The organism is Neobacillus niacini (assembly GCF_019749295.1).
In the GTDB taxonomy this organism is placed as follows: domain Bacteria; phylum Bacillota; class Bacilli; order Bacillales; family Cytobacillaceae; genus Neobacillus; species Neobacillus niacini_D.
This window is the reverse complement of the sequence record NZ_JACWFG010000005.1, coordinates 151,172-165,185: the sequence shown is the minus strand read 5'-3', so window position 1 is coordinate 165,185 and position 14,014 is coordinate 151,172. Positions and strand designations below refer to the sequence as shown.

Annotated in this window: 14 protein-coding genes; all 14 read right to left on the bottom strand. The window is 39.0% G+C overall.

Annotated elements, in window-relative coordinates; translation table 11 throughout:
• Window positions 1-136 precede the first annotated feature (136 nt).
• The 14 genes from H0184_RS27980 to H0184_RS09570 all read right to left on the bottom strand — a co-directional run bounded on the left by H0184_RS27980 (window position 137) and on the right by H0184_RS09570 (window position 13,998).
• The gene (locus H0184_RS27980) at window positions 137-271 is read right to left on the bottom strand and encodes an RAxF-45 family protein (protein ID WP_313771738.1); all 135 of its coding nucleotides are present in this window, start codon (window positions 269-271) and stop codon (window positions 137-139) included.
• A gap of 114 nt (window positions 272-385) precedes the next feature.
• Entirely contained in the window at window positions 386-799 is a 414-nt protein-coding gene (locus H0184_RS09630; RefSeq protein WP_221823822.1) for a hypothetical protein, read from the bottom strand.
• 22 nt (window positions 800-821) lie between these two features.
• Window positions 822-1,715, bottom strand: coding sequence for a peptidylprolyl isomerase (locus tag H0184_RS09625; protein ID WP_260631515.1), 894 nt, complete (start codon window positions 1,713-1,715; stop codon window positions 822-824).
• A gap of 21 nt (window positions 1,716-1,736) precedes the next feature.
• Entirely contained in the window at window positions 1,737-3,149 is a 1,413-nt protein-coding gene (locus H0184_RS09620) for a S1C family serine protease (RefSeq protein WP_221823820.1), read from the bottom strand.
• A 163-nt stretch (window positions 3,150-3,312) separates the two neighbouring features.
• Entirely contained in the window at window positions 3,313-4,734 is a 1,422-nt protein-coding gene (locus tag H0184_RS09615; RefSeq protein WP_221823818.1) for a sensor histidine kinase, read from the bottom strand.
• A complete protein-coding gene (locus H0184_RS09610) occupies window positions 4,706-5,407 on the bottom strand; it encodes a response regulator transcription factor (RefSeq protein WP_221823816.1) in 702 nt (233 codons plus the stop codon). The genes H0184_RS09615 and H0184_RS09610 overlap by 29 nt, the downstream gene beginning before the upstream one ends.
• Before the next feature lie 169 nt (window positions 5,408-5,576).
• Window positions 5,577-6,572, bottom strand: a complete 996-nt coding sequence (locus H0184_RS09605) for a phosphotriesterase family protein (RefSeq protein ID WP_221823814.1) — start codon at window positions 6,570-6,572, stop codon at window positions 5,577-5,579.
• 34 nt (window positions 6,573-6,606) lie between these two features.
• Entirely contained in the window at window positions 6,607-7,581 is a 975-nt protein-coding gene (locus tag H0184_RS09600) for a quinone oxidoreductase family protein (protein WP_221823812.1), read from the bottom strand.
• A 15-nt stretch (window positions 7,582-7,596) separates the two neighbouring features.
• A complete protein-coding gene (locus H0184_RS09595; RefSeq protein WP_396953592.1) occupies window positions 7,597-8,373 on the bottom strand; it encodes an enoyl-CoA hydratase/isomerase family protein in 777 nt (258 codons plus the stop codon).
• A 65-nt stretch (window positions 8,374-8,438) separates the two neighbouring features.
• Complete coding sequence (locus H0184_RS09590) at window positions 8,439-9,512, bottom strand: phosphotransferase family protein (RefSeq protein ID WP_221823808.1); 1,074 nt, start codon at window positions 9,510-9,512, stop codon at window positions 8,439-8,441.
• Between the two features lie 112 nt (window positions 9,513-9,624).
• Window positions 9,625-10,188: a TetR/AcrR family transcriptional regulator gene (locus H0184_RS09585; RefSeq protein WP_221823806.1), complete on the bottom strand. Its 564-nt coding sequence runs from the start codon at window positions 10,186-10,188 to the stop codon at window positions 9,625-9,627.
• 99 nt (window positions 10,189-10,287) lie between these two features.
• On the bottom strand, window positions 10,288-11,901 hold the full coding sequence (locus H0184_RS09580; protein ID WP_221823804.1) for a long-chain-fatty-acid--CoA ligase: 1,614 nt from the start codon (window positions 11,899-11,901) through the stop codon (window positions 10,288-10,290).
• A 27-nt stretch (window positions 11,902-11,928) separates the two neighbouring features.
• Window positions 11,929-12,681, bottom strand: a complete 753-nt coding sequence (locus H0184_RS09575; protein ID WP_221823802.1) for an SDR family NAD(P)-dependent oxidoreductase — start codon at window positions 12,679-12,681, stop codon at window positions 11,929-11,931.
• Between the two features lie 108 nt (window positions 12,682-12,789).
• Window positions 12,790-13,998, bottom strand: coding sequence for an acyl-CoA dehydrogenase (locus H0184_RS09570; RefSeq protein ID WP_221823800.1), 1,209 nt, complete (start codon window positions 13,996-13,998; stop codon window positions 12,790-12,792).
• Between the last annotated feature and the right edge of the window lie 16 nt (window positions 13,999-14,014).

The following is a 14,014-nucleotide window of genomic DNA, read 5'->3' as shown; positions in this document are numbered from 1 at the left end:
TCTCCTTTTTTGAACACTCTCTTTACAAAAAAATGCAGGTATCAATAGATACCCGCAGCTTAAAAATGGCATGAAAAAAGAGTGCTAAAAAGGCACCCTCTTCCTACCTATTTTTATTAATGGGTAAAGAGATGTGTTATCGTTCTATATTCATATTGTAATTTCGAAAAAAGGGCAGACTACCCCCTTTGAAAATTACTTCATGAAAAATTGCACGGCACAAATATAGCGCTTCCAGCCACTGTACACGTACAAAAATAGAACGAACCATCTCTTTACACCTCCGTTTCAACTCAATATAACTATATTGTAAATATTTTTATTTATCATTGCAAGCCTATTTTTTCTGACTAATCAAAAGGTTTCAAATTGTATTTCGCAAGACTTAATGTAAATATTTCTTTCTTCCGCCAAACCTACGCCGATATACAAATCTCCTTACATCTTCATCAGTTATTTTTCCATCATAGGCCGCAAACAATAAAGACTGCAGTTCGCCATAATGCTCCATGACAAAAAGGGCAAACTCCTTCCGTTCGCCCTTAGCCTGCTTTTTGAATTCCTCATCATTTAGTATTTCTTGAATCTGGTCAAGATAAAATTCCTTTGTATTCTCCCATTTATTCTTTCGATTCTCTAAAATATCACGAGCGTACTCTGGCATTTTTTCGACAACGGTATCAATATATCCTTGAGACCACATTAGCATTTTGTCTTTTTCCGGCAGTTCCATGACCATTTTCATCAGTTCGAATCCATCAACTTCATCACTTGCTGCATATCTTCCGACCTGATTCACCTTTTTCACCTCTTCACGACAGTTATCCCACTACACTTTCAAGGGAATTTTCAATATCGTAATCCTTTTTCATTTCTTCAAGCCAAGTAGAGTATTCTGTTTCCAGTTTTTGATCAATGAGTGTTTCTTTAATCGTAGCTTTACTATCTTCAAAGTTTGCTTCTTTGGCTTCCTTTTTCTCTTCTACCTTAATAATATGGTACCCATAATCTGATTTTACTGGGTCACTAATTTCGTTTATTGGCAAAGAAAAAGCTGCATCATCAAATTCTGTTACCATCGTACCTCTTGGGAAGAAGCCAAGTTCACCGCCATTTTCCTTTGATCCCTCGTCTGTTGAATATTCCTTTGCCAGCTCTGCGAAATCAGCCCCATCCGTGAGCTTTTGTTTAACTTCCTTCGCAACAGCTTCATCCTCGACAAGAATATGGCTTGCTTTTACTTGTTCTGCTTCACCTAGAGAATCTTTGTTTTCATCGAAGTATGTTTTTATTTCCTCATCACTGATTTCTATTTGCGGTTCTATTAATTTACGCATGGTCAAGTAGTTTTTTAATTCATCTTTAAGTACATCAACTGTAGTATTATTAGATGCCAGTACTTGATTAAAGACTTCCTCTCCACCATAAGACTGCTTTAATTGCTCCACTTCTTTATCTAAATCTTCGTCTGTTATGCTGATTTTTTCCTTTTTTGCTTCAGCAGCAACAATTTTATCGGCAATTAATTGCTCCACCGCAGCTGAACCATATTGCTTGACCATCACATCATACAATTCATCTTTACTGATGGCATCCCCATTTATTTTGGCAATCGCTTTATCTTTTGTTAATACTAAGCTTAGAAATACTCCAATTGCTAGGATCAGTACCCCGATCATTAAAACTAATTTTTTATTTTCCTTGATAAAAGTCATTACTTAATTTGCTCCCTAAGATTATTTCGTTAGCTTAACGTTTACAGTGGTAAGCTTTCCATCACGATATACTTCAAATTTTATTTCATCTTCATTTTTCACATTAGTGTACAATTGTTTTCTTAAATCTGAAGAATTGGCAATTTTTGTACCATTCATGGAAACAATTACATCCTGGGCCCTTAGTCCTCCATTAGCAGCCGCAGAGTTTGGTTCAACTGCTGTAATCATAACCCCTTCCTTGACACTTTCAGGAAGGTTCTCCCAATACATTTGTGGCACATCGCTTAAATCAGCCAGGCCGATTCCAAGATATGGTCTTTCTACTTTTCCGTTTTCAATTAACTCATTTACAATTGGAATAAGGTCATTACTTGGGATTGCAAAACCTAAACCTTCCACACCACTCGTAGCAATCTTCAAACTGTTAATTCCAATAACCAGACCATCAGGATTAATTAATGCCCCTCCACTATTACCAGGGTTGATGGCTGCATCTGTTTGAATAACATTGGTTTCCCAATTTCCTGCTGATGTTGAAACGGCAATATTTCTGTTGATTGCACTAACGATCCCCTCAGTTACGGTTCTTGCAAAATCCAGTCCTAATGGATTTCCAATTGCATAAACCTGATCACCAGGTCTGAGGGTGGAGGAATCACCAAATTCTGCAACAGCCTCAACATATTTACTATCAATTTTAATCACAGCTAAATCCGTTAAAGCGTCGGTTCCAACTATTTCGGCACTAACTTTTTCACCGTTATATAACGATACCTCAAGCTTTGTGGCACCTTCTACAACATGATTATTGGTTACAATATAAGCTATGTCTTTATTTTTTTGAAAAATAACCCCGGAGCCTGTTCCACTCTCAACATTTTGCGAGGTACTGCTTCCATAAAAGCCTCTACTTTCACGCTGCTGATAATTGACTATCCCCACAATGGTTTTTGACAGCTGCTCCACAGTATCCGCAATGGACGACGCAGACTTTGATGATGTAGGTTGTGCTGTTACGGTATTCACTTCTGGATCAGCACTTTGCTGGGAGATTCCAATTGGCTGTTTTTCCTCAATTTGATGAAAATTTTCTAAGTAATCGGTGTATGGGAGGACTGTCAATGTCAACACTGAACCAACTACACCAGCTGCTACCATTGATGCAAAACCTTTTACATTTCTTTTCTTTTTCTTTGTACTGTTTTTGAACTCTACACGATTCGCAGGTTGTTCCGTAACCATCTCTTTTTGTGTTTGTTCTATTTCCTCCGTTCTTTTATCAGGCTCGTCCGCTGAATAAACTGGTTCATCTACGTTTTTGGATATTGGTTCATTTTCTTCTGATTGACTATCATAAACATCTGGTATTTCTTCTGATGTATGTTTGATGGTATTCTCATTCTCTTTTTCGAATTCATCTTTGTAATTCATACTCTTTCTTCTCCTTTACACGTAAATTTGTGTAATTTGTTTTCTTATCTATACTTTAGCCAACAATTATGAAAAAATTGTTAACAAACTATAACGGGATTTGGAAATTATTAAGAAAAAAGTCGGATAATCAAAAATAAAAACAGCAGGAATTACCCTGCTGCTACTGTTTAAAGGTTATGGTAAATTTGGTACCTTTTCCTTTTTCACTTTGAACATCGATCTCTCCGTTATGAAGGAGTACCAGTTGCTTTACAATCGATAAACCTAGTCCAAATGCCCCATAGGGATTACTCGTTCTAGAAATATCAGCTTTGTAGAAACGACGCCAAATGTTCTCCACTTCACTAGGGTCAATACCCACACCTGTGTCTTCTACTTCAATAATCGTACCTTTTGGATTTTTTCTGCCCCTAAGCCATATCGTACCATTAGAAGTAAATTGGATGCTGTTTTTTGTAATATTAATCAGAATTTGGACAAGTCGATCATAGTCAGCATTGACCATTACCTCTTCGTCTGCTTCAACCTTTATATCTACATTTTTCTCTTCAGCCTGCACGGATAATTGTTCTTGAATAATTTCTAATAATTCTAATAACTGAATATCTTCCCTAAATAACTGAATTTGGTTTGAACGTATCTTTTCATAATCAAGGTTTTCATTGACAAGACGCATAAGCCGTTTTGCTTCCTGGCTCACTAAATTGATCCCACGTTCTTTATCTTCTTCAGGAATCATGTCATTTTTTAATCCTTCAATAACGCCGCTTATCGTCGTTAATGGAGTACGCATTTCATGAGAAACATCTGCCATAAATTGACGTCTGCGATTCTCTAGTGCGTCAATTTCCTCCATCGAATGGTTTAATTTTTTCACCATATGGTTAAAGTCATTTGCTAATTCGCCAATTTCATCAAAATTAGAGGACGGGACGTGCACATGGTAATCCCCAGCTGAAACAAGCGAGGTCGCTTCACGGAGCCGTTTAATCCGGTTCACATGGATTTTTGATAACAGCCAGCTCAGTAAAAATGAAACGCCTAATGCAATTAGGATGGTATAAATTAAAAATTGGTTTACTTGGCGAATCATAGCACTTGAACCGCTTATTGGCGAGGTTAACAATATACCTCCCACAAATCTGTCGCGACTGTCTATATATGGTAAAACAACAAAGGTAACACCATGATCAAATCGCTTATAATCACTTTGGACAATAATGGTTTTACCATTTGTGATTTTTTTCCACTCATCAGGTTTTAATTCAATGGCAGGTCCACTTCTACCGACAGTATAAAGATTGGCCTCTTGATCAAACATACTAAAACTTATCTTTCTAGACCGCAAAGTATTACTATATTGAGTAATGATTTTATCCGTTGCAATTGGATTCTGTTCAATATCAGAAATGATGGCTTTCCCATAAGAGATTAATTCATCCGCCTTTTCCTCATATACCAGATTTCCGACATAATGAGCAAATAAAACACTTAAAACTAGAAAAGCCACTATGATAATACTAATATGACTGATAAACTGTTGAGAAAAATACTTAATTCTTATCTGTCTGAATCGACTCATCAAACTTATAACCTACTCCCCATACAGTGTGGAAGAATGGCTGTGTAGTGGTTTCCACTTTTTTACGCAGTCGCTTAATGTGTACATCTACTGTTCGTTCGTCCCCGTAAAATTGATAACCCCAAACACGTTCTAGCAGCTGTTCTCTTGAAAAAACCTGCCTTGGATGTTCAACCATATAATATAAAAGATCAAACTCTTTTGGTGTAAGATTTGTAATAGGAACGCCATTGACCAAAACTTCACGCGTATTCTTACTAATTTTAAAATGTTCCGTCTGCAGGTAATCATCTGGCTGATTATTCACTTGAGTTTGGTATCTGCGTGTGACTGCCTTAATTCTCGCCATTAAAGTTAGTGGGCTAAATGGCTTAGTAACATAATCATCCGCTCCCATTTCCAGCCCAAGTACTTGGTCAGACTCTGTATCTTTCGCAGTCAGCATGATAATTGGGACTGTATATTTCTCTTCTCTGATTTTTCGGCAAATACTTACCCCATCCATGCCCGGCAGCATCCAATCAACAATCAAAGCATCCCAATTTCCAGTTTTGAACGTGTTGTAACCTTCAAGACCGTCATTAACAAAGGTCCCTTCTATTCCTTCTTTGGCAAAAAACATCTCAATCATTGAACATACACTTGTATTATCTTCAATTACGAGTATTTTCAAAATATGTCCACTCCTTAGAAAAACTCTTCTATTCATCAGTTTAAACGATTTTCTTCTCATATCAACTATATCGTAAAAACTTCCCGGCTATGTAATACTTTGTTCATAGTTTGTTAATATACCCATGAAAAAAGGAGGCCTGGGATATGCCAGACCTCCTGCTAATGTTTTATACTCTTACAGGTGATCCCGCAAAAAGTTCTTTTGCATTTCCACCTAACATTTTATCAAATTGAGTTTCATTGATTCCCTTTTCACGAAGCACAGGAAGGATATTTTCAAAAATATGTGCCGGCTGCCAATTGCCCATAATTTGAGATACTTGTTCATCCATAACTGGCGGTCTGCCAAGCCAAACAATGATGCTATCGTGTGACAATAAAATTTGGTCCTCGTATCCCTCATTTAGTAAGCTTACTAAGGTGTTAATTCTTTCCTGATCAAACGGCGCACCCACCAATACCTGAATACCAAAACGATCAAAACCAATTCTCACGCCCTGGTCTAGAACTTCCTTATGATATGCAGGATTCGTATTGCCACACATATGACCAATGATGATTTTACTAGGATCAACACCAAGTTCAATTAACATTTTTGCTTGTTCTGGTCCCATCGTTCCTTCTTGCGTATGAGTCAGGATAACGATTCCGGTTTCTTGATGAACTCTAGCAGCTGCACGGAAAAACATTTTTTCATACTCTGTAATTTCGTCCTTACTAGAGGCGAGCTTAATGATCCCAGGCTTTATACCAGTTCCGGCAATTCCCTCCGTTATTTCTACTTTAAACATTTCGTAGATTTCCTCTTCTGCCGTACCTAGTCCCTGTCTCAGCTTGAAATAGGGAGGAGCTCCTTCACCTTCATAATAGTAGCCTGTTGCACAGATAATTTGCAGTCCAGTCGCTTCAGATACCTTTTTAAGAAAAAGAGGATTTCGTCCACACTCATTTGGAGTCGGATCGACAACCGTCTGTATACCAAAACTCATCATCTGCTTTGCAGCAGCAATCGCCGTCTCTAGTGCCTCATTTTCATTGAATCCCCCTAGTGTAACATCTCCCTGAAAGCCATGATAACCAAAAACAAAATGCTCATGAATCAGTGTTTTGCCTAATTGTCCTACAGAAATTGGACCCGTAACACTTTCAACAACCGAACTCATATCATATCCCCTTTGATATTTACTTTGTTTTTGACTACGGTTCTAAAATCAATTTTCCTGTGGTTTTCCGAGATTGTAATAATCGATGTACGTTTGCTGCTTCATCAAGTGGAAACACGCCGCCAATGGTCAGCTTCAGCTTACCTTCACCCAGATAACTTAGCAATTCTACTAAACTTGGCTGCAGTAACTCCGGTTTCCTCATAATCTGCGGCAGGAAAAAGCCAATCACTGACTGATTTCGGGCCATCAGCGAAGACGGATACATTTTGCTCTGCTCCCCGCTTGCTGCACCAAATACGACAAGACGGCCAAAGGTGGCTAGACACTTTAATGTTTTTTGGAAAACATCACCGCCTACCATCTCAAGAGCAACATCTACGCCCTTTCCACCAGTCGCTTCAAGGACCTGTTCTACCCAGTTTGACTCACTGTAATTAATTAGTATATCTGCACCCATTTGGCGGGCGAGTTCTAATTTTTCTGAAGAGCTTGCAGTAGCAATGACTTTTCCTGCACCAAACAGCTTTGCCAATTGTACAGCTAGAGTTCCAACTCCACCTGCGGCGGCATGAACAAGAACGGATTCCCCTTTTTCCAAACGGCCCATCGTTTTTAACACATGATAGGCACTTAATCCTTGAAGTGGAAGGGCAACTGCATTTTGATAGTCTAATTGCTCAGGAACTGGAATCAGAGAGCGCTCATCAGCAAGAGCAAATTCTGAATATCCCCCCGATTCAATTAACGTCACAACCCTCATTCCAGGCTTAACGCTTGTCACCTTATCTCCGACTGAGGCTACTATACCTGCAATTTCTGCTCCAGGAATAAAAGGAAGTGGTGTTTTGACAACATATTGCCCTTCTCTTCTAGCTGTATCTGCATAATTGACACCAATTGCTTTGATTTCGATGAGTACCTCACGACCTGAAGGAACAGGTTTTTCAATTTCAACCATCTCCAATACTTCAGGTCCGCCATATTCTTTTAACTGAACTGCTTTCATGTTTAAACTCCCCTTCTATCTGCCTTTATACGCCGGCTTTCTTTTTTCCTTAAAGGCTGCTACGCCTTCCTTATGATCTTCTGTTTGTACCATTAGCACTTGTGTGAGCCTTTCTTCTTCAAGGATTTCTTCAAGCGTTGAGTTGAATGAATGATCAATTAATTTCTTTTGCTTTCCAAATGCCTTGCCAGGCCCTTGTGCTAAACTCAATGCTAGTTTCGTAGTTTCTTCTTGAAGTCTCTCTAGGGAGAATAATGAATTAATCACGCCTAATTGATAGAGCCGCTTTGCAGGAATCGGTTCTGCACTAAAGAAGAATTGTTTTGCTAAGTGCGGTCCAATCAACTTAGGAAGGAAATAAGACCCGCCGCCATCAGAAACAAGACCCACTTTTGAGAAGCTAAGGGCAAATTTACTATCTTCCGCAGCAACAATGAGGTCACAAGCTAAAGCTAAATTAAAACCTGCTCCTGCCGCAAAGCCATGGACAGCAGCGATAATTGGTTTTTCTAAATCCTTCATTTGTAAAATTAGTTCATTTAGTTTTCCAATATGGTCATAGACTTGACTGCCATCTGCTTGCCCCATTGTTTTCACATCACCACCAGCACTAAAGGAGCGGCCAGAGCCAGATAAAACAATTACCTGTATATCTGAATCATTTTTTGCTTCGTGAAGTGCGTTTTTCAATCCAAGAATCATATCCGGACTAAATGCATTTAAACTCTCTGGACGATTCAATGTTAATGCCAATACAGGACCCAATTTTTCTACTAATAAATCATTATTCATCAATAAAATCTTCCTCCCTTATCTTCTCGCTATTCGCAAGTAATTTCCGCCCTGCATCCCCTCAGCTACAACTCTTCAGAAGCAACCCTGGCAGCATGTTCAATTAACGTTTTTACCTTATCGTTGAAGTTTGCAAAACGGTAATCATTTGTTTGCCCTTTCTTATAACGGTAGTAGATTTGCTGGCATATAACCGCTAGTTTAAAATAGGCAAAGGTTAAATAAAAGTTCATATTGGAAACATCTCGTCCGCTTTTCTTGGCATATAGCTCAATAAATTGCTTCCTAGAAAAGAATCCTTCGTTTACTGTTATTGATGCAGTTCCTTGTCCCTTTTTTAGTTCATCTGGATCATCGGTTTGATTCCAATAACCCATCGCTACACCAAGGTCTGCAAGCGGGTCACCTACCGTTGCCATCTCCCAATCAAAAAGCCCCGCCATATCACTTAAACTTTCATTAAACATTGCATTATTAAACTTGTAATCATAGTGAATAACAGCAGCATCTTGTTGAATTGGAATATTACCAGCCAGCCATTTTTTTAGAGATTCAACCGCATTTATTTCATCGGTTTTCACCCGTTCATAACGGCTAATCCAGCCATGAACCTGTCTTTCAGTGAAACCCTCAGGTTTACTTATCGCTCCTAGACCCGTTTCTTTATAATTTATTCCATGCAGCTGGACTAATTTATCAACCATTACTTCTGAGAGCCTATGACATAGTTCTTCCGTTACCTTTATTTCTTCTGGGAAAGAGGTGTCAATGACAATGCCATTTTTTCGTTCCATAATGAAGAAGGGACTTCCGACAATCTCTTCTTGATTTGAAAAAAGGACCGGCTTCGGTGTAACTGAAAAGACTGAATGAAGCTCAGATATAATTTTGAACTCTCTTTCCATATCGTGTGCTTTAGGTGCAACAGGTCCTAACGGCGGACGTCGTAACACGGCTTCCCATTCACCCATTTTAATTTGATAGGTCAGATTAGAATGACCTGCGGAAAATTGCAGAAGTTCTAGGGGGCTATTTGGCAGGTTTTCAATATTGCTGCGTAAAAATTGTTCCAATACAGTTAAATTTAATTCCTCCCCTTTACGGACTGGAATGGTATCTTTATTCATTTGATGAGGCATAATGTCCCTCCCCTGTTTTTCTAAACATTCAGTATTTTCGCATCATACCAACTGGATAGTATGCAATCATCAAAAGAGGGTTTAGTTTTTATACAAAACCCTCTAAATTTTTTCAATTTGCTTGAATGCCTTCTAATATCATTTCAACGAATATCTCTGCTACCTCGCGATCCGTAGATACCCCATTTGGATTAAACCACTGATAGCTCCAGTTTGCAGCACCAAGAATGCCAAAGGTTATGATAGGAGCATTTAAGTCGTTTCGAAACTCTCCATTTTCAATTCCCTCTTTAAGTATTTTCTCAACATTTAAGCGGAATTCGTCTCGTTTTGGCACAATTAAGGCAAGTCTTTCTTCATTTAAGTTTTTCATTTCCCTAAAGAAGATTTTGGCAGCAGAGCCTTGTATTTTTATATTACTTATTAACATATAAACAATCTCGAATAACTTCTCTTTGCAGCTATTGTTATCCTCTAAGATTTTTCTTTGTTTTTCTAATAAGTAATTAATGTATCCAAGATGAATATCCATTAAGAGTTCTTCTTTACTAGAAAAATAATAATAAAACGTCCCTTTTGTTACTCCAATAGAATCAACAATGTCCTGTATAGACGTTTCCTTAAACCCCTTTTTCTCAAACAATTGTATACTGTGTTCAGTTATTTTGTCTTTCACCGCTTATGTCCTCGCAATCTGTAATATGTCTAGTGAAAATTATACCATATTCCTTTTCGCATCAAACACGGACAATCTGCGCAAAAATGGGTAGTCTTTCTATTTTTTTACTGATTCCTCTCGTAAGGCACGTCGGAGTATTTTACCAACTTGTGTTTTTGGCAATTGATCACGGAATTCAACACTTCGCGGTACCTTATATGCTGCCATATTTTGCTTACAATATTGAATGACTTCTTCTTCATTCACTGTTTGCCCTGCTTTTAAAACGACAAACGCCTTCACATCCTCTCCACGGTAAGGGTCAGGAACACCAATTACTACAGCTTCTTGGATAGCAGGGTGTTCATACAGAACTTCTTCAATATCTCGAGGATAAATATTGAAACCGCTTGCAATAATTAGATCCTTTTTACGGTCAACAATATATAAATATCCATCTTCATCTACCTTTGCAATATCACCTGTGTATAGCCAGCCGTCTCTTAATGTATTAGCACTTTCTTCTGGCATATTCCAGTAACCCTTCATGATTTGAGGACCTTTAATAATCACTTCGCCAAGCTCTCCCACAGGAACTTCTTCTAATCCACTACCCACATCTACAATTTTATATTGCGTTGATGGCATCCCAATTCCTACACTGCCAGGTTTGCGGTCTGCAAATGGGGGGTTGCAATGTGTTGTTGGTGAAGCCTCAGATAATCCGTACCCTTCTAAAATCTTCGCCCCTGTTTTTCGTTCAAACTCACGCAGAAGTTCAACTGGCATAGGTGCACTTCCGCTATTGCAGGTTTTTATACTATTTATTCCGTACTCCTCAGCACGCGGATGGTTTGTAATCGCTACATACATGGTTGGAACGCCTGGGAAGGTAGTTGGCTGTTCATTTTTAATTGTATTTAAAACTTCCTCTATTTCAAAACGTGGAAGCATGATAGATTCCCCGCCTGTATAAATGGTTAGGTTCATACATGCCGTCATCCCAAAGACATGGAAGAGCGGTATTACCGTTAAACATCGTTCCTTCCCAAGTTCAAATTCGTGCTTGAAGAATTCATAGGACTGAAGGACGTTTGCCACAATGTTTCGGTGGGTTAACATCGCTCCCTTAGACCTGCCTGTTGTACCGCCTGTATATTGAAGGACAGCAATATCATGCTCCATTTCAATATTTACTGGTGTTACCTGTCCGTTACCAGTTGCCAAGAATTGTTCAAAACTGCGATCTGGAATAAATTCTTGTCCAGTAGGCTGGATACTTACGACAATAATATTTTTCAAATTGGTCCTTGGCTGAACACTTTTTACTCTAGGATAAAACGCATCCATAACAACAATAGTTTCTGCTCCGGAGTCTTTTAGGATATATTCAAGCTCTCGCTCAACACTCATTGGATTTACTTGAGTCACAATTGCCCCTGCTCCTAAGGTTCCATAATAGGAAATGACATATTGCGGGCAGTTTGGAAGCATTAGTGCCACACGGTCTCCCTTTTGAACTTGATTCTGCTGAAGAGCAGAAGTAAATCCTTGGGAAAGTCCTAGTAATTGTTGATAGGTAATTTTTCTTCCGAAGAAGGATAGTGCATTATTTGCAGGATATTTTGAGGTAGTCTCTTGAAGTATTTCTACTAAATTTTTTTCAGGGATTGAGATTGTTGATGAAATTGACTCTGGATATTGAGCCATCCCCGTTTTTTTTACTGCCATTCTTTTCCCTCCAAAGAAAATATTTCACTAAAAAGTAAGTCCGCCGCCATCAACTGATAAAGTTGTACCTGTAATAAACGAAGCTTCATCTGAAGCTAAGAAAAAAATAGCATTTGCTACTTCATCTGGAGTTCCAATCCTGCCTAGGGCATTTGCTTTTGAAATAAATGGCCATCTTCTTTCATCTTGTTTCCAGACATCTATAATCTTTGTGTCTATAACACCAGGTGCAATAGCATTAACACGGATGTTGTACTTGCCATATTCAAGTGCAGCATTTTGTGTAAGCAGGACTACGCCTGCCTTCGAGGCGTTATAAGCAGATTGATATTTTTTTCCCTTTAAACCTAGTAAACTTGAAGTATTAATGATTGATCCGCTTCCTGATTTTTTCATTTCAGGAACAGCATACTTAATTCCCAGGAATACACCCTTTAAATTAATGTCAATCACGTGATCCCATTCTTCTTCTGAAAGATCAACACTTCTGACCTCTGAATTACTAATTCCTGCATTGTTGACCAATATATGCAGGCCTCCAAATGTCTTTGTTGTGGTGTTGATTAGCTCTTTTACCTGATTAGAGTCTTTCACATCACTTTTGACAAATATGGCATCCCCTCCATATTCTCTAATCAGGCTGACGGTTTCTTCACCGCTTACGGAATCTACATCCGCAACACTTACTTTTGCCCCTTCTCTTGCAAAGCGAATCGCTGCAGAGCGCCCGATACCTGAACCCCCGCCGGTAACAATGGCAATTTTTTGATTCAATTTCATGTTACTATCACTGCCTCTCTCCTAATCTCTCTCTACAAACCTTTTCTTTCGACAGCAATCTTCTAATACCTTTTTTTGAATACCGCACTGTTATAAAAATTGATAATATTATTGATATTTTCTTAATTCAAGCTTGGCAATCTGAGCACGGTGAACTTCATCCGGACCGTCTGCAAGTCTTAGAGTCCTAGAGTTTGCCCACATCGCAGCAAGTGGAAAATCATTTGATACTCCAGCTCCGCCAAATGCTTGAATGGCTCTGTCAATAACACGTAAAGCCATGTTAGGTGCTACTACTTTAATCATGGCAATCTCCGCTTTCGCCTCTTTATTCCCAACTGTGTCCATCATATACGCTGCCTTTAGCGTCAACAGCCTTGCTTGTTCAATTTCAATTCTTGAATCCGCAATCCACTCTTTAATTACTCCTTGACTCGAAAGAGGTTTACCAAAGGCTTCGCGTTCTTGAACGCGCTTACATAATAGCTCAAGAGCTCGTTCTGCAGCACCTATTAACCTCATACAGTGATGAATCCTGCCTGGACCTAGTCTGCCTTGCGCAATGGCAAAACCCTTACCTTCTCCCCAGAGAATATTTTCTGCAGGCACACGAACATCTTTATAGGTGATCTCTGCATGTCCATGCGGGGCATGGTCATAGCCGAATACAGGAAGCATTCTTTCTATTGTCACCCCTGGTGTATCAAGAGGAACGAGAATCATCGACTGCTGTTCATGACGGGCTGCATTAAAGTCTGTTTTTCCCATAACAATCGCTATTTTACATCTTGGATCTCCAGCGCCAGATGACCACCACTTACGTCCATTAATGACGTACTCATCACCATCTCTAACAATACTTGCTTCAATATTTGTTGCATCAGAAGAAGCGACCGCCGGTTCTGTCATCGAAAAGCAAGATCTTATTTCACCTGCTAATAAAGGTTTTAGCCATTTTTCCTTGTGCTCCTCCTTACCATAGCGAACAATAACCTCCATATTTCCGGTATCGGGTGCACTGCAGTTAAACACTTCAGGTCCTATCATAGAGCGTCCCATAATTTCGCAAAGTGGTGCATACTCCAAATTTGTTAAGCCTGCTCCATATTCACTTTCTGGAAGAAACAAGTTCCAGAGACCAGCAGCCTTTGCTCTTTCCTTTAATTCCTCCATCACAGGAGGAACGTCACTCCATCGATTTTCCTGCTCATTTAATTGTTGCTCATACACATGTTCATTCGGGTATACATGTTCTTCCATGAAGTTCGTCAGCTTTGTCTGTAACTCTTTCACTTTAGCAGAATATAAAAAATCCATTCACTCTACCCCTCCC